The following is a 16,922-nucleotide window of genomic DNA, read 5'->3' as shown; positions in this document are numbered from 1 at the left end:
TCTTACTGTAGGCCTAAATATCGAAGTTATTTCGTACACCTTCCTTGTCTGTTCAGTCAGAATGATGACCCAACAAATCTACCACTCAAGAATTACTTTACCTGACTGACCTGAAGCCATAATTTGAAACGCATGTTGGTACTCATCAATTGGAAAACGATGCGTTATCACCGGTGAAATATTCAAGCCACTTTGCAACATAGCAATCATTTTATACCATGTTTCAAACATTTCACGACCATAAATCCCTTTAATGACCAGTCCCTTAAAAATAACCTGATTCCAATCAATAGCGGTTTCTTGAGGAGGAATACCCAACATAGCTACATGCCCTCCATGATTCATTGCTTTCATCATGTCATTTAAAGCCATAGGATTGCCTGACATCTCAAGACCTACATCAAACCCCTCCATCATCCCCAGTTCAGCCGCTACATCAGAAAGTTTTTCATATTTAATATTTACTGCTCGTGTCACACCCATTTTTTGTGCTAATTCTAAACGGTGATCATTAATGTCAGTAATCACTACATGGCGTGCACCTATATGTCTTACTATAGCTGCCGCCATAATACCAATTGGTCCAGCACCAGTGATCAATACGTCTTCTCCAACAACATCAAAAGCCAAAGCACAGTGAGTTGCATTACCAAAAGGATCTAGAATTGAAGCCTGCTCTCCAGTAATATTATCGGGAAGCACAATTACATTAGTAGCGGGTAAGGATAAGTATTCCGCGAAACAACCCGGTCTATTTACTCCAACACCTAAAGTATTACGGCATAGATGTCGTTTTCCTGCTCGGCAGTTTCGACAGAAGCCACAAGTGATGTGCCCTTCTCCAGAAACTCTCTGACCAACGCTTAATCCTCGTACTTCCTGACCCACAGCAACAATTTCTCCATAAAATTCATGACCTACAGTCATAGGTACTGGAATAGTTGCTTGTGCCCATTCATCCCAAGAATAAATGTGGATATCAGTGCCGCAAATCGCTGTTTTTTTCACTTTGATTAATACATCGTTAACACCATATTCTGGCATAGCGACTTCTTCCATCCAAATTCCAGGCTCCTTTTTCGCTTTGACTAATGACTTCATGAAAGTACCTCAAAATTAGATCCTCTCTACATTATGAGAGAAGAAAGCTTTACTCAACTCAGTTCAACATAAGAAATAAAGTTATTTTATATTGCACTGTTTTTCTTTTAGAACTGGATCGTTCGTTTAGCGAGATAAAAGGCATTTCTATGCCTTTTATCTCGAGCTCGCATTACTTAAATAACAGAAAACTCTTTGCCTACAGTTTCAAATGCGGCAATCGCTTTATCCAAATGATGCAACTCATGAGCAGCGGACATTTGCGTGCGAATTCGAGCTAATCCCTTTGGTACAACTGGATATGAAAAACCAACTACATAAATACCCAATTCTAATAAACGATTCGCTATCCGCCCTGCTAAACTGGCATCTCCTAACATCACAGGAATAATGGGGTGTTCTCCTGGAATGAGTTTAAAACCTAAGCGAGTCATACCCTCGCGGAAATACTTGCTGTTGCGTTTTAATTTTTCAGCCCAATGGTTATTCTTCATTAAATTATCTAAGACGATACACGAAGTATGTGCTATAACTGGAGCTAATGTATTAGAAAATAAATAAGGTCTAGAACGTTGGCGTAACCATTCAACAATAATTTTATGAGCCGCAGTATAACCTCCAGAGGCCCCACCTAAAGCCTTACCTAAAGTACCAGTAATGATATCAATTCGCTCACTGACTCCAAAATGTTCCGGAGTTCCACGACCTGTTTCACCCATAAAACCAACGGCATGAGAGTCATCAACCATAACCATAGCGTTATATTTATCCGCCAACTCACAAATAGCTGGGAGATTTGCTAAGATTCCATCCATAGAAAAAACACCATCTGTGGCAATTAAACGAAATCGTGCATTTTGGGCAGCAATCAACTGCTCTTCTAATGCCTTCATGTCATTATTTGCATATCGATAACGTGCAGCTTTACATAATCGTACCCCATCAATGATGCTCGCATGGTTTAATGCATCACTAATAATAGCATCCTCTTCTCCTAGCAAAGTCTCAAAAAGACCTGTATTTGCATCAAAACATGAAGAATAGAGTATCGTATCTTCTTTATTTAAAAATTGGCTGATTTTCTGCTCAAGCTGTTTGTGCGGAGTCTGTGTCCCGCAAATAAACCGCACTGATGCCATACCATAACCATATTGAGCTAATGCTTTTTGTCCTTCGGCAATCAATTCGGGATCATTAGCCAAACCTAAATAGTTATTAGCGCAAAGATTAATTACTTCTTTATGATTGACTGTGACAGCGGCTTGTTGTTGGCTGGAAATAATTCGTTCTGACTTATATAAACCTTCGCGTTTAAGTGTTTCTATTTCTGTTTGCAAAAAATCAATAAATTGCTCACGCACAGTATTCTCCTAATAGTGAATTTCGTATATTGTAGCCTGGTACAACGAAGCGAAAATCCTGGCCACGAATCATAAGGAAACAACCCACTCCCACAATAGGTTCCCCCATCAAAAAATGCAGATCATAACAAACTTTAAACAGAGTAACCATGAAATTTAGAATTCAAACATTATTTCTTAGCACATGAGTTTATTTTTTGCTAAGATTGAGCCCAAGTTTTGAAAGTGCATTGGCCATTCGTTTTCGCCGCATTGTTTCACAACGAGTTTGCAGAATCCCAAAATCACCAAAACAGGGAGCTCGCAGGCATGCTCTAGAAACAAAACTCTGGACAATGAACTGTCAAATGCAAATCTAAAAATAATCAACACGGTAGAACAAATGAGTCATCAAAGCGCGCGCATTAATATGATCAAGCAACAACTTCGAACTGGCGATGTTTTAAATGAGTCCATACTTAATTTGTATGAAATATTACTCAGACATGAATTCGTTCCCGAACAATTTGCCCATTTTGCCTATTCAGATATGCAAATTCCTCTAAATTACGGCCAACGGATGCTTACTCCTTTAGAAGAAGGGATAATTTTGCAAGCACTTAATCTCCAGGGTCATGAAACAGTTTTGGAAGTAGGTACAGGTAGCGGTTTCTTTACCGCTCTACTTAGTAGATTGTGTAAAAAAGTAATTAGTGTAGACTATTATGCTGATTTTACATCTCATGCAGAAAAAAAATTAAAAGCACATCATTGTAATAATGTAGAACTAATTACAGGTGATGCAAGTCGAGGCTGGTTAGAAAAAGCACCTTATGATGTTGTTATCTTCACCGGTGGATTAGAAAAAATTACTGAAACAGAAAAACTACAAATCCTACCCGGCGGTAAACTGTTTACCATATTAGGTAAGTCTCCTGTAATGCAAGGTAGGCTATATGAATTAGATCATAATGAAAATTGGCATGAGTCTCTGCTTTTTGAAACAAATATTCCTTTATTGATTGATAAATCAAAACCAAAAGAGTTTGTATTTTAGGAACTAGGGTAAATGAAAAAATTGCTGCTTTGCTCTCTCATGACTTTAGGTCTATTATCGCAAGCATTTGCAACAGATTTAATGGATATCTATCGTCAAGCCCTTGAAAATGACCCCCTATTCAAGAATGCGTATGATACTTACATGGCTAATGCGGAAGCACTTCCACAAGCACGTGCAGCATTGCTGCCTCAAGTTGGGATTACAGGCCAAGCAACTCGCAATTTCTTTCATGTAAATGATGGTTTTTTCACAATTCAAGATGCTTATTATAACTCAAGAACATGGCAAATTTCTGCGTCTCAAGCAATTTTTAATTTTCAAGCTTGGGCAAAAGTACAACAAGCCAAGGCTTCTGTAAAAGCAGCGCAAGCTACTTTTAATGATGCAGCACAAGATTTGATTCTCAGAACTGCAAAAGCATATTTTGATGCGCTCTACGCCCAGGACACGCTTAATTTTGCTGAGGCAAAAAAAAGAGCAAATAAGCGTCAGTACGATCAAGCCCTACAACGTTTTGAAGTTGGGCTTGATCCGATTACTTCTGTATATGAAGCAAAAGCTGCCTATGATCAGTCTGTAGCTACTGTTATTGCTTCACGAAATAACCAAATCAATCAAAGTGAAAATTTAAGAAAACTAACCAACCATGTTTATAATGCGATAGCCCCTTTACGTAACGGGAAAATTCCATTGATAAAACCAGAGCCTAATTATGTGGATCAATGGGTAGATGCAGGCCTTAAACAAAATTATAAGTTATTGTCTGCCAAATACAGTCTTGAAGTAGCACGTGAAAATGTAAAAGCTCTTTCTGCAGGAAATTGGCCTGTCATTTCTCTTCAGGGGAATTCAGCGGAAACAACAAACAGTATCAAAGGTTCAACAGACAATAATCCTTTGTTACCTGCAAATCAAAAGCAATCGTCTGTTGGACTTGCGTTAAACTTCCCAGTATTTCAAGGGGGGTTAGTTCGCTCACAAACACGACAAGCAAAGCATAATTTTCAAGCATCAAGCGAAAAAGTAGAGCAAGCCTACAGAGAAGTAGTCGTCAATAGTCGTATTGCGTTCAATACAATCATTGATGGCATTAGCAAAGTGAAAGCGGATAGACAAACGGTTATTTCTCAACGAAATTCATTAGAAAGTACAGAAGCACAATTTGAAGTGGGGACACGTACAATGGTCGATGTAGTCAATTCCCAACAACGTTTATTTGAAGCACAAAACCAATTGGCTAATGACCAATACGCCTTGATAAATGCTGTTTTAACTTTAAAATACCAGGCTGGAACGTTAAATGCTAATGATCTCGAACTGATAAATTCCTGGTTAGAAACAACAAGGGTTAATGGATTTCGCCCAACTGGGAGTACCAAATAACAATTTTTATTTAATGAGTTTTTATAATGTCCAATCCTTCTCAAGTTGAAAAAAAATTACTTCATTACACAGGTAAAGCCATTGCGGATTTTAATATGATCCAACGTGGCGATCGGGTTATGGTCTGCCTATCAGGCGGTAAAGACTCTTTTACCTTACTTACTATTCTCAATCAATTGCGTCGTCGTTCTGGTAATAAGTTTGAACTTTTTTCGTTTACTCTAGATCAGGCACAACCTGGTTGGAATGATTCTGCTTTGCGCCAATGGCTTAAAGAGCGTTCGATCCCGCATGAAATCTTAACACGTGACACTTATAGTATTGTTAAAGAAAAAATCCCCGAAGGAAAAACCTATTGTTCTTTATGTTCTCGACTACGACGAGGCATTATCTATCGTTACGCTGAAGAAAATGGCTTTAATAAAATTGCTCTAGGCCATCATCGCGATGATTTAGTCCGAACCTTAATGATGTCAATCCTATACAATGGTGATATTCGATCGATGCCACCTAAATTACTCAGTGACAATAAAAAACACATTGTTATTCGTCCATTATGCTACGTACAGGAAAAAGACATCATTACTTATGCGCACGAACAAGCGTACCCTATTATTCCATGTACTCTTTGTGGTTCTCAAGAAAATTTAATGCGTAAAAAAGTAGCTCATTTAATTGATCAGCTTGCAGAAGAAAATCCTAAAGTTCCAAGTAACATCCTTCATGCCCTACAAAGCATCAAACCCAGCCAACTCATGGATCAAAATATGTGGAACTTTAAAAATCTGGAACACGGATTAATCATAAATCAAGCAACTGATACAGCTGGGGTATTCCAGTCAGAGGAATTTGACACTGTAGATGAATAATCTTATGTAAAGTTAAGCAAAAAGGTACTTTTATGATCAAAAAGTTAGAATCTATCCCATAAATCTTAACTAAAAAGTAACATTTTTATAACATTTCTGTAACATTTATGTTTTATTAAATATCACTTTAGTCTAAAATTAGAAAAAATTTTTTGAATAAAATATTAAATTGCTATAGGAATTTCTCCATGTTTACAAATACACCGGTTGACTCCCGTATATTTCGAATTTATACAAAGCGTTATCTTAAATTTGATTTTGTCGCAGCCATAGTCGTATTTCTCGTTGCTATTCCTTTATGCTTAGGGATTGCCCTAGCTTCTGGCGCCCCCCTATTTTCTGGAATTTTAAGTGGGGTTGTGGGTGGCATTGTTGTTGGCAGCTTGAGTGGCTCTCATGTCAGTGTTAGTGGACCTGCTGCAGGGATGGCGGCCGTCGTTGTTACTGCAATTGCCCATCTTGGTGATTTTAATTCATTTTTACTGGCGTTAGTACTTGCCGGCGTACTGCAAATCATAATAGGTAGCTTAAGAGCTGGATTTATAGCAGATTTTGTCCCTTCAAATGTAGTTCAAGGTTTACTTTGTGCTATAGGAATTTTATTAATAATCAAACAATTACCACTTGCATTTACTCTGTCTTCCGATTTTAATGAACTTAAAACCCATCTACTGGAAACAACAGAAGAAATTACCTTAAGCCCTATTCTCGCGATCTACTATCACATCAACACAGGTGCCATGCTGATTACTGTAATTTCTTTGGTCACTTTGGTCTTCTTTGATTTAACAAAAAATAAAGTGCTTAAGGAAATACCCGCACCGATTATTGTAGTTATTTTGGGCGTATTACTTAACGAGCTATTCCAATGGACGGACTCAAATCTTGCACAGAACTCACCACAATTAGTTAATATTCCCCAAACAAACGATTTTCAAGAGCTACTTAGTAAATTGGTATATCCAAATTGGGCTGCTTGGACTAACCCCAAAATTTATCTTTATGCATTTATTATTAGTATTGTCGCTTCTCTTGAGACTTTACTGAACTTCAAAGCAGGTGAAAAACTGGATAAAAAACGGCGGCATCCTTCTTCGAACCGTGAATTAGTTGCACAAGGTGTAGGCAACGTAACTGCAGGGTTAATTGGTGGAATCCCAATTACATCAGTGATTGTTAGAACTTCAATTAATATTCAAGCCGGTTCTAAAACCAAAATCTCTGCCATTTTACATGGTATTTTTCTCTTATTTGCAGTAATGCTAATTCCAGAGACTCTCAATAAAATACCCTTGTCTTCATTAGCTGCTATCCTGATGCACACCGGTTATAAACTAAATAAACCCTCAATTTACAGCTCCATTTACGCACAAGGTTATGATCGCTTTATTCCATTTATAGCTACTGTAATCGGTATTATTGTATTTAATCTTTTAATGGGTATTTTAATTGGATTAGCAGTGAGTCTTTTCTATATTTTAAAATCCAACAGTCAAGCACGTATCAACATTCTTAAGGAAATTCATACTACTGGGATCATAAATCGTTTAGTACTCCCACAGCAAATGTCCTTCTTAAATAAAGCGGCTTTAGTTGCGGAACTTAATGCAATACCTAAAGAATCACAATTAATTATTGATGCACGCTATTCCCAATACCTTGATAAGGAAATTTTGGAGTTATTAAAAGAATTTCAAGAGCAACAAGCTCCTAATAAAAAAATCTCCTTGAATCTTATTGGTTTTAAGAAACATTATAAAATTCATAATCATATTGATTTTATCAATGTGACTACATACGATGTGCAATCAAATTTATCTCCTGCACAGGTATTAAATATTTTAAACGAAGGAAATCATCGATTTCTGAATGGCAATTTAATTCACCGTACTAACCAATTGGATATTAAACATACAGCGAAAGAGCAACATCCTATAGCTATAGTTCTTGGCTGTATTGATTCAAGAGTACCGGTTGAAACCATTTTTGATATGAGTTTTGGCGATATCTTTTGTGTACGTGTTGCAGGTAACGTAGTCAATAATGATGTGCTCGCCAGTATCGAATATGCGTGCAGTGTCGTGGGTGTAAAACTGATTATTGTTCTTGGTCATACTCGCTGTGGCGCAATTCAATCTGCTTGTGATGGTGTTGAAAAAGGACATATTACTGAGTTATTAGAGAAAATAAAACCAGCAATTAATGCCGAAAATCTAACCACCAATAATCGACATAGTAAAAATGATACTTTCGTTCAACATGTCACCGAATTGAACGTAGCCAATACCATGCAAAATATTTATAAACGCAGTCCTATTTTGCATGACATGATAGAAAAAAATGAAATCGCAATGGTTGGAGCAGTCTATGACGTCCATACAGGCAAAGTTCATTATAAGGATTATGTCTATGAACTAGACCAACTGGATGGCAAAGAGAACTTCCATTTAGCTTCTAAATTAAATGATCTCTTAAGAGAAGCTAAAATCCATATATAAATTTGTAGTTTAGGTGCAAAGCAAAATTTAGGAAATAGAATAGCCTTGTTTTGCTTTACTGCACCCAAGATTTTTCTAGGTTCATACCTCATCGAGATCCAATGTACTTATTCAACTCATCTGTTTTTGCTCAAAAACTCCTGTATAATGCCTGAAAATCTAAGAATTAAAATCAGGAGCTGAAATGCGTGCCTCTCAATGGTTTTTAGCAACTCTCAAAGAAACGCCAAACGATGCTGAAATCGTGTCTCATCAATTAATGTTGAGAACAGGAATGATTCGTAAATTGGGCTCTGGGCTTTATACCTGGATGCCTCTAGGTTTAAAAGTATTGCGTAAAATAGAACAAATAGTTCGCGAAGAAATGAATCGTATTAACTCAATAGAAGTACTCATGCCCGCAGTCCAACCCGCTGAGTTATGGCAAGAAACAGGACGATGGGATACCTTTGGTGGTCAGCTTTTAACCATGAAGGACTCCAATGACAGAGAATATTGCTTTGGACCAACTCACGAAGAAGTCATTACTGATATTATGCGTCATGAATTGCAATCTTATAAACAACTTCCTGTAAGTTTTTATCAAATTCAAACAAAATTTCGTGATGAAATCAGGCCACGTTTTGGCGTCATGCGCGCACGCGAATTCATTATGAAAGATGCTTATTCGTTCCATTTAAGTCTGGAAAGTCTGCAAGAGACTTATAAAGATATGTATCAAGCATATTGTCGTATTTTTGATCGAATGGGGCTTAAATATCGCGCCGTGGAAGCAGATACGGGAGCGATAGGCGGTTCCGCTTCTCATGAATTCCAAGTCTTAGCTGATTCAGGTGAAGATTTAATCTTCTACAGTGATCAAGGAGATTATGCAGCAAATATTGAACAGGCAACGAGCTTAAAACCTGCTAAAGCAACTCCAAGCAATCAAAAAATAACCCTGGTTGATACACCAAACATAAAAACAATAGCTGAGGTTGCTCAATTCCTCAATGTTTCAAGTAACCAAACCGTTAAGACATTGATCGTCAAAGGAAAAGAACATCTCATGATTGCGCTTATTTTGAGAGGTGATGATGAACTTAATGAAGTCAAAGCGACGAAACATCCTTTGATTGATTCGCCCTTGCAATTTATAGATGAAGAAACAATTTTAAAAACATTAAACGTACCAATTGGCTCGCTAGGACCCGTCGATTTAGCGATACCCATAATTGCGGATCATCATGCACTTGCTATGGACTCGTTCATCTGTGGTGCAAATCAAGCAGATAAGCATTATCAACATGCCGCCTGGGACAAAGATGTCAAGGAATATTTTTCTTATGACTTACGCAATGTGAAAGAAGGAGATATTAGCCCTGATGGTAAAGGTACGCTTTATTCATGTCGCGGCATCGAGGTTGGCCATGTTTTCCAACTCGGTGATAAATATGCCAAAGCCATGAATGCTGCTGTCATTAATGAGCAAGGCCAATTAGAAACCATGTTAATGGGATGCTATGGCTTAGGTATTACTCGAGTCGTTGCTGCCGCCATAGAGCAACATCATGATGAACATGGAATTATATGGCCACAAAATATCGCTCCATTCCAGCTAGTGATTATTCCTTTAAACGCCCATCGCTCACCTGCAGTTAAAAAGCAAGCCGATGCTTTATATGAACAGCTCAAAAATTTAGGTATTGATGTGTTACTTGATGATCGTAACGAACGACCGGGTGTATTGTTTGCCGATCAGGATCTCATTGGTATTCCTCATCGTTTAGTAGTTAGTGAACGAAATATGGAACAAAACTGTGTGGAATATAAAAGCAGAGCTACTGGAGAAATGCAACAACTTAACTTGGATACAGCAGTTGATTCTCTGGTCAAATTGATCGCAAAGTAGCCGCGATCCAAAGGGAGATGGAGTAATTTTTTTGTGAGTTCCATATAAAAAATAAACACCATTTATTATATCGAACTCATTTTATTTTGAACTGAATCAGACTTTCAAGGCGTGAAGGCTTAACACATTTTATGAGATCACATCAATTAAGCATCATTGAAAAAATGACAATAATCAATAATAAACAATAAATTTTGCCATAAATTTTATCAGGAATCAGAGCACTAAAATATATTCCCAACTTTGAACCTATAATACTACCAAGGAAAATAGTAATTAATGCCGGCCAATATAAATAACCCGTACTGTATGGCGGCAAATGAGGTATATGAAATCCCGCTGCTATAAAAATAATACTGCCTATCAAGCCGCTTGGTGCAGCGAGTCCATTTGCGAGAGCAGAAGCCTTGTTCATAGGCAATCCATAATGCCTAAAAAATGGAACAATAATCACACTTCCTCCTATTCCCAACAAGGCGGCAATTGTTCCAGTAAAATAACTAACAAAATACAAAATTGCATGGGTCGGTTTTTTGTGAATCGGAGTATCTCCTTTAAAAAACTCCTGTTTCAAATTTCTTAGTAAAACAGCAAAAATCAACAATAAAAAAGCATATTTGAGTGCATTGGCACTTAAAATTGTAGCAATTAAAGCACCACTTACAGCACCAAGAGCAACAAGAGGTAACATTTTTCTTAATAAGGCCAGATCCATATTTTGTTTCAGATAATGCAACCATGCTGCATATATCATATTAATAAACATAAGCATCAGAGAGGTTCCTACAGCCATATGCATGGCCAATTCTTTTGAGATACCATCAAATGGTAATAACCAAAATAACAATGGAACAACAATAAATCCCCCACCGAAACCAAATAACGTTGCAAATAATCCGGTTAGAATTCCAGCAAATAAATAAATTCCAATCATAATTTTCCATCATCTTTAATTGCATTGTCATAGGAATCACTAGAAATAATCTGTTTAAGTTGACTTACAAAATCTTCCTCAATTTTATAATGCAGACAATTATTTTTTAATTTTTCAATATACCCTAATGATTCCAATCTATTAAGTGCAGGGAGTATCTCTGCGGATAATTCATAACGCAATCTTGGAATCGATGAATTCAAGATCGCATCTTTATCAACCACAAAAAATTCTCTTATCGTTTTACAATTAGAAGCAGTAAGATCCTCTTTAATGGTATTCATAAAATCAGGATAGTCATTAAAAAGCTTATCCAAGCCAACCTTTTTAGTGTCAATCAGCTCCGAACATTGTTGTGGATTGATAAATTTTTGCAGGCAATGCCGACCTATTACGGTCACAAAACACCCGGTAAAAAAACCATATATAAATGAAATGTTCATAGGTACTGTTTTAAAGGTAAATTTTTAGTTTTTACAGATGAATCCTAAAGAGGGATTCCTAATTTGACAAATTATATAACAAAATTCTTATAAAAGTTACTCAAGCAGCACGCCCTACTCCTTCATTTCTTATACCTTCATTGAAATCCCTACTTAACATGGGTTCGATATAAAAAATAAAGTGATTTTTATATCAAACTGCTTTTATTTAGACCTGGATCCCGTATAAATGCTGCCCCTTTTATGGGATTTTCATTCGTTTAGCGACATAAAAAACATAGAAATGCTTTTTATGTCGAACTCACAGTATTTACATTAAATGAAAGAACTGAAAAAAAATTGATCTTGATTTTTCAACGGAGCATTTATACACTAAATGCAATTTGATTTACCAATTACTTATCTTGCTGTATACCTCACGATGTCTGAATTCCCACTTACCATTAAAAAGAGGATCTATGCTAAAACATTGCTTTATTTTTTCCGTTATAGCGCTAGCTGTTATGTTAACCTCCTGTAGCCCCATCTATAATACTGAATACAGTTATACCCCACCCAAATCTGATGTAGCAAAAATGTGTACCGCCCAGTGTGTACAAGGAAAAAATGACTGTGAGCAAAGTTGTCGTATCGAAAATGAAAATTGTCGACTAAGGGCACAGCAAAGCGCTCTGTTTGAGTATAAACACTATAAAGAAGAACAAACACGAATGGGTTTTCCAATTAATAAAACTATTAAAGATTTTGATAGAAGCAGCAGTTGTACTAACTCTTGCCAATGCGAATCTACTTATAGGTCATGTTACTCCGCTTGTGGTGGAGAAGTTACAGAACATCAAGTATGTGTCGCTTTTTGTGACAAAAAACAATAAGAGCAGCGTTATTTTCAAGCATAGCGCACACAAAAACCAGCAATTTTTACTTTTAATTGCTGGTTTGCTTTTAAAATACAAAAAACCAAGAATCATGAGTATTTATTTTTGAAAAATTTTACAACTTGACAAATATTTGCCAAACTTTACGTTACATACTGCGGATCACGCAAATTAATATGAAAAAAGTAATCCTCTATTTCTTAGCATTCATTGGCGCCTTTGCATTATTAATTATTCTCTATCTTTGGCTTGGCAGAGTAGCAGAACCGACCATGTTTGGAGCAACAGGACCTGCTCCTATACCTACAGGAGAACCAATTCCTACGTTGATAGCCATGCAAAGAAATTCTCAAACGACGAACCAACCCTCAGAAAATACAATGAGGGGAATGATAATTCGTAATGCAAATATTTCCTTACAAGTAAACAATATTAGCGCCGCGATGCAAAGAATTACTCAGCTCGCGGAAAGTTCCGGTGGATATGTTGTGAACTCAAATTTAACTCAAGACAGTAACAGTGTTTGGAATACTACTGCTACTATCAAAATAAGAGTACCTGCTCAAGGCCTGAATGATGCTTTAACTGCCTTAAAATCACTGGCAACTCAAGTCATACAAGAATCAATAAGCGGCGAAGACATTACGCAACAATATGTCGACCTACAAAGTCAACTTACCAATTTACAAACTGCCAAAGAACAACTTGCAAAAATTATGGCAGGCGCAACTAAAACAGCGGATGTTCTTAGCGTATTCAAACAACTCACTGAAGTTCAAGGACAAATCGATGTCATTCAAGGACAAATCAAATATTACAAGGAGTCGGTTGCTTATTCATCAATTAATATTGATTTGAGCATGAATCCAATGATTGAAACTGCCCAACAAAAACAATGGAAAATAACAGAAGTATTTATTAACTCTTATCATGGATTAATCGATCAATTACGCCAGTTAACTTACGGTATCATTGAATTTTTTGTATATTTTTTACCATTGATTCTATTATGGATTTGTATCTGCTTGGTTGTTTTTTGGATAGGAAAAAAAATTTGGCAACGCTTTCAATAAGCGTATATTTTTCCATATTCTTCATAACCCGGATTAGGTATAAACCCAATCCGGAAATCTATTAGACTATATCTTAAAAGAAATTGGCTCCTCTAAATCGGAACAAGCCTTTGTATAAGGAGGTATGCTTTCATTAGTACGTGTTTTGTCTTTGGAATAGATTATATTTAAATTTCTTCGATCAATTTTTGTACCGTCAAAGTTAACCAAATATGCTTTCATGTTATATATATGCAAAGTAATACTGATACCCACATCTAACCCTTTTCTGCATTTGAGCTGATGCACAAAAGTACTCTTTAAATCATCGCCATTGCTATGAAATCTATAGCGATCGATACGATCCACAAGCCGTGCTGATTTCTCACCAGTAGGTTGATAAAATTTCTCAGATATAGGTCCCTCAAGAACAGTTACAGTACCTTTGTATTTATGATCATGGATCGTTGTTTTCTGCCTGGGTGCAAATGCAAATATCCATATCGAAAAAGGATCGGATGAATCATGATCATAGAGAAGAAATCGCCCTACACCATTGGGAAGATTCGTTAATGGATCAGCTGGCATGTACACACTATGATCCAATTTTAATGAGCCTTCCACAAGTAACTTAGGAAGGTATTTGGAAACCGTATCATAGTCTACAACATCCAATTTATTTATTACCTTTGCAATTTTTTCTCTATTTGCTTCTCTTATAAGCTCAATCTTTTCATGCATATCACATCCCTATGTATTTGAGGACAATAGTTTTTTAATTTTCCAATAATCAGGATAAAAATCAATGGGTTATTTTAAATTTTAAACGGTTCCTAACAAGTATATCATCCTTCACGATCTTAAATGGAACATGAAACTGCTTATAAAGTCTTCGTCATTCCTAATGAGGATCCAGATGATGAGGAATAATCATTACCATGAGCTTTAGGTAAAGTATTTGATTCATGCCAACCGAAAAAAAGCGACCTGCTTATAGCTTCTCTTTTTTTGTCATGTACTCCATCAATTTTCTCAGGTTCTTTTGTTTGTTCTGAATCAGAGTTAGTCATCAATAAATTATCATTACTTTTTTCAGGAGAAAACTCCGGTTTTTCGTTCAACTTCTCCTGTTCTTCCAATTCAATACTGTACCGACGTTGCCATTTTCTAAACTCACTCTGAATTTGATTTAAAGGAATTGCAAGTTTCATCTGCAAAAATTCAGGAAGACTCTCAAAAATTCGAGTGAGCTCATTAACGACAACTCCCTTTGTAGCAAATTGGGTAACTGATGAAAATTCACTGACTAAAATTAAAAATTGAGTAAAATCTTTTTGAAATTTTTGTAGTTTAATCAAATGATAAGCGGTTTTCTCTTGATAAAATATCTCCTGAGCCTCTGCTAAGGCTCGGTTCATACGCTCCCAAAGTTCTGAATTTTTTAGCACCATTCCAATCAGCACACTAGAATTCATAAAGTCCATTTCATGAACACAAACCCAAGCAAGTCGTTTATCAGACATGGAGCTAAGAACATTTTCCAGTTCTTTTAATAGCATTTGATACAGTACGCTAAAATCATGTAAATACTCTTTTAAAGCATCAAACAGCAAATGAATGGCAGAAGATTTAGCAAGAGCAGCTGAACTTTGAGTATCTTGTAATACCCGAATGGTAACAATGATATGAAAGCTTGTAGTTAACACAGCTTCCGCAAGTTGCCAATAGATCTCTTTCTCGGATCCTTTTGTTTCTGGATGAGATGGACGATAGGGTTTTAAATCAGCTTCAAATGTAAATAGATTCCGATAAAAAGAACCCAATGGATGAGGCTGTGTTGCTTTATCATATAATTCTAGTGCACTCATATCATGGAAAAATCGATCTAATGTTTCAACTTGTCGCAATAAACTTTCCATAAAAAAATTAAACTGTTTGGCTAATTTAGCACGATCAATGCTATTGAAATCAAAAATACTTCGTTCATCGGATAAAGAAAGTATATTTAGCCAAATGTTTATTTGTTCCGCAAAAGGCGTAACCTGATTAACAGGTAACACAATTGCTGTTGGCATGCTTTCAATGTACGTAATTTGAGGAGGTTCTGAATCAGAGATACCACTCGAAAAATCACGTAGTAGAGTCATTTTTTTCAATCGATTTGATAAAATCGCTGCTAAATCAAATGCAAACTGCTGATAATGACCTTCTTCACCAAAACTGGTATTACTCAAGGACTCCATACATAAATATTTAGCGAGTTCTGCTCTAGTCTTATTATCCACCAAATCGACTGGAAGTTGTTTTAAAACAGTGCTGACCATATCAACAAAGAGTTCTTCGTTTACTTTGTTTTGTAACTGTCTTGCCTGTTCCGCAAGCGCTGGAAACAATCCTTTGATTTTTCGGTAATTTAGAAAATAACCTTTAGTATATCCTTTAGGATTGAACCATCCTTGATATTCAAAGGGATAAAAAAGATCTTCGTTATTTTTTTTATGGCCGTAATAACGAAATGCCGCGCCCCAATCGATGCGCGCAAATTGAATAAAAGTCATCTCTACTGAAGACATGACATCCAAACAAACTACATTACCACTATGTACGCTATGATCTCCCAAAAGTAAAGAAAACATTAGCGCCACAGCAAGACCATAATATTGTTTTAATTGGGTGAGTAATAAATAGGATTGAGGACCGTAAAACATCTCCACGAGCGGATCTCGATCAGAACCATCTCGATAACCAGTTCCAATGATTTTGTATAACTCTTTGAATTCTACTTTAGGTTGAATAAGTCCATAACTACCATCTTCAAATTGAATCAATTGAGCACAGATTAAGGATGCATGGTATATTTTGTCAATCAATTCACGGCGTTTAAACTCCTGTAACAATAAACCAGCAAACAACTCGGTAAATAATTCGCGAGAATCCTTAGGTTTTTTTACAAAATATTCCATACCATCCGAATCACGATAAAAACCGTCTACTTTATTTTGATTTTTACCTCCTTTTTTATTTTTAAACTTAGTAAGTATCTTTCCTTTGTAAGTAAACATCCCTGCCCCAAACACGCTTCATTTACGAATAGTTTTATCATTTTTTAATCTTTTGAGAAAGATTTATAAACACTATGATATTTAATATGACCAGTAAAAAATAGGTTATTAATTAAACGAATTTACGATTTTGCAAAATAAGGTGACGGAAATGAACTAATGACTTAGTTTTTAAGTACACAGCGCTGCTTACCGTATGAAAAGGGAAAACTCATGTTAATTAAGTTAATGCTCGACGTACGTCAATTTCAAGGCGAATCATTTAAACAAATGCAGGGAATTTTTGAACATTTAAGTGGTGGACAAAATCCTGAAACTTTGTTCATTATTAGTGATGCTTCATAAATAAATGTTACCGAAGAGTTTTTCGTTGCCTCATAATTCATGTTACCGAACAGAGACATTATTAATATA

General features: G+C 36.2%; 14 protein-coding genes. 8 read left to right on the top strand and 6 right to left on the bottom strand.

Annotated features, from left to right (window positions below):
- Positions 1-78: 78 nt before the first annotated feature.
- On the bottom strand, positions 79-1,101 hold the full coding sequence (gene tdh, locus Lgra_RS10935; RefSeq protein ID WP_058499316.1) for an L-threonine 3-dehydrogenase: 1,023 nt from the start codon (positions 1,099-1,101) through the stop codon (positions 79-81).
- A 176-nt stretch (positions 1,102-1,277) separates the two neighbouring features.
- Positions 1,278-2,462 carry a glycine C-acetyltransferase gene (locus Lgra_RS10930; RefSeq protein WP_058499315.1) on the bottom strand — a complete coding sequence of 395 codons (1,185 nt, stop codon included), beginning with the start codon at positions 2,460-2,462 and terminating at the stop codon, positions 1,278-1,280.
- Positions 2,463-2,844: 382 nt separating this feature from the next.
- Between Lgra_RS10930 and Lgra_RS10925 the strand changes: the two genes are divergently transcribed.
- From Lgra_RS10925 to Lgra_RS10905, 5 genes are all read left to right on the top strand, one after another.
- Positions 2,845-3,498 carry a protein-L-isoaspartate O-methyltransferase family protein gene (locus tag Lgra_RS10925; RefSeq protein ID WP_058499314.1) on the top strand — a complete coding sequence of 218 codons (654 nt, stop codon included), beginning with the start codon at positions 2,845-2,847 and terminating at the stop codon, positions 3,496-3,498.
- A gap of 12 nt (positions 3,499-3,510) precedes the next feature.
- The gene (locus Lgra_RS10920) at positions 3,511-4,884 is read left to right on the top strand and encodes a TolC family outer membrane protein (RefSeq protein WP_058499313.1); all 1,374 of its coding nucleotides are present in this window, start codon (positions 3,511-3,513) and stop codon (positions 4,882-4,884) included.
- A 26-nt stretch (positions 4,885-4,910) separates the two neighbouring features.
- Positions 4,911-5,753, top strand: coding sequence for a tRNA 2-thiocytidine(32) synthetase TtcA (gene ttcA, locus Lgra_RS10915; protein WP_058499312.1), 843 nt, complete (start codon positions 4,911-4,913; stop codon positions 5,751-5,753).
- Positions 5,754-5,941: 188 nt separating this feature from the next.
- A complete protein-coding gene (locus Lgra_RS10910; protein WP_058499311.1) occupies positions 5,942-8,251 on the top strand; it encodes a SulP family inorganic anion transporter in 2,310 nt (769 codons plus the stop codon).
- Positions 8,252-8,435: 184 nt separating this feature from the next.
- On the top strand, positions 8,436-10,142 hold the full coding sequence (locus Lgra_RS10905; RefSeq protein WP_058499310.1) for a proline--tRNA ligase: 1,707 nt from the start codon (positions 8,436-8,438) through the stop codon (positions 10,140-10,142).
- A 142-nt stretch (positions 10,143-10,284) separates the two neighbouring features.
- On the opposite strand, the gene Lgra_RS10900 is transcribed toward Lgra_RS10905, so the two are convergent.
- Both Lgra_RS10900 and Lgra_RS10895 read right to left on the bottom strand, forming a co-directional pair.
- A complete protein-coding gene (locus Lgra_RS10900) occupies positions 10,285-11,076 on the bottom strand; it encodes a sulfite exporter TauE/SafE family protein (RefSeq protein WP_058499309.1) in 792 nt (263 codons plus the stop codon).
- Entirely contained in the window at positions 11,073-11,519 is a 447-nt protein-coding gene (locus Lgra_RS10895) for a hypothetical protein (RefSeq protein ID WP_058499308.1), read from the bottom strand. The genes Lgra_RS10900 and Lgra_RS10895 overlap by 4 nt, the downstream gene beginning before the upstream one ends.
- 458 nt (positions 11,520-11,977) lie before the next feature.
- On the opposite strand from Lgra_RS10895, the gene Lgra_RS10890 reads away from it, so the two are divergent.
- Positions 11,978-12,391, top strand: coding sequence for a hypothetical protein (locus Lgra_RS10890; protein WP_058499307.1), 414 nt, complete (start codon positions 11,978-11,980; stop codon positions 12,389-12,391).
- Positions 12,392-12,570: 179 nt separating this feature from the next.
- Positions 12,571-13,467 carry a DUF4349 domain-containing protein gene (locus Lgra_RS10885; protein WP_058499306.1) on the top strand — a complete coding sequence of 299 codons (897 nt, stop codon included), beginning with the start codon at positions 12,571-12,573 and terminating at the stop codon, positions 13,465-13,467.
- Between the two features lie 66 nt (positions 13,468-13,533).
- Here Lgra_RS10885 and Lgra_RS10880 read toward each other — a convergent pair whose 3' ends face one another.
- Positions 13,534-14,187 carry a cupin domain-containing protein gene (locus Lgra_RS10880; protein ID WP_058499305.1) on the bottom strand — a complete coding sequence of 218 codons (654 nt, stop codon included), beginning with the start codon at positions 14,185-14,187 and terminating at the stop codon, positions 13,534-13,536.
- A gap of 140 nt (positions 14,188-14,327) precedes the next feature.
- Positions 14,328-16,508, bottom strand: a complete 2,181-nt coding sequence (locus Lgra_RS10875; protein ID WP_058499304.1) for a LepB GTPase-activating domain-containing protein — start codon at positions 16,506-16,508, stop codon at positions 14,328-14,330.
- Positions 16,509-16,721: 213 nt separating this feature from the next.
- Between Lgra_RS10875 and Lgra_RS18480 the strand changes: the two genes are divergently transcribed.
- Positions 16,722-16,853 (top strand): hypothetical protein, encoded by a 132-nt coding sequence (locus Lgra_RS18480; RefSeq protein ID WP_274519569.1) that lies wholly within the window; start codon positions 16,722-16,724, stop codon positions 16,851-16,853.
- Positions 16,854-16,922: the final 69 nt, after the last annotated feature.

This window comes from Legionella gratiana (genome assembly GCF_001467695.1).
GTDB classification, from domain to species: domain Bacteria; phylum Pseudomonadota; class Gammaproteobacteria; order Legionellales; family Legionellaceae; genus Legionella; species Legionella gratiana.
The sequence above is the reverse complement of the archived record's forward strand: the minus strand, read 5'-3'. Positions and strand labels throughout refer to the sequence as shown.

Coding starts and splice junctions, on each gene's coding strand:
- Lgra_RS10925 (WP_058499314.1), top strand. CDS start 2,845: ATGAGTCATCAAAGCGCGCGCATTAATATGATCAAGCAACAACTTCGA.
- Lgra_RS10885 (WP_058499306.1), top strand. CDS start 12,571: ATGAAAAAAGTAATCCTCTATTTCTTAGCATTCATTGGCGCCTTTGCA.
- tdh (WP_058499316.1), bottom strand. CDS start 1,101: ATGAAGTCATTAGTCAAAGCGAAAAAGGAGCCTGGAATTTGGATGGAA.
- Lgra_RS18480 (WP_274519569.1), top strand. CDS start 16,722: ATGTTAATTAAGTTAATGCTCGACGTACGTCAATTTCAAGGCGAATCA.
- Lgra_RS10895 (WP_058499308.1), bottom strand. CDS start 11,519: ATGAACATTTCATTTATATATGGTTTTTTTACCGGGTGTTTTGTGACC.
- Lgra_RS10920 (WP_058499313.1), top strand. CDS start 3,511: ATGAAAAAATTGCTGCTTTGCTCTCTCATGACTTTAGGTCTATTATCG.
- Lgra_RS10910 (WP_058499311.1), top strand. CDS start 5,942: ATGTTTACAAATACACCGGTTGACTCCCGTATATTTCGAATTTATACA.
- Lgra_RS10875 (WP_058499304.1), bottom strand. CDS start 16,508: ATGTTTACTTACAAAGGAAAGATACTTACTAAGTTTAAAAATAAAAAA.
- Lgra_RS10905 (WP_058499310.1), top strand. CDS start 8,436: ATGCGTGCCTCTCAATGGTTTTTAGCAACTCTCAAAGAAACGCCAAAC.
- Lgra_RS10900 (WP_058499309.1), bottom strand. CDS start 11,076: ATGATTGGAATTTATTTATTTGCTGGAATTCTAACCGGATTATTTGCA.
- Lgra_RS10880 (WP_058499305.1), bottom strand. CDS start 14,187: ATGCATGAAAAGATTGAGCTTATAAGAGAAGCAAATAGAGAAAAAATT.
- Lgra_RS10890 (WP_058499307.1), top strand. CDS start 11,978: ATGCTAAAACATTGCTTTATTTTTTCCGTTATAGCGCTAGCTGTTATG.
- ttcA (WP_058499312.1), top strand. CDS start 4,911: ATGTCCAATCCTTCTCAAGTTGAAAAAAAATTACTTCATTACACAGGT.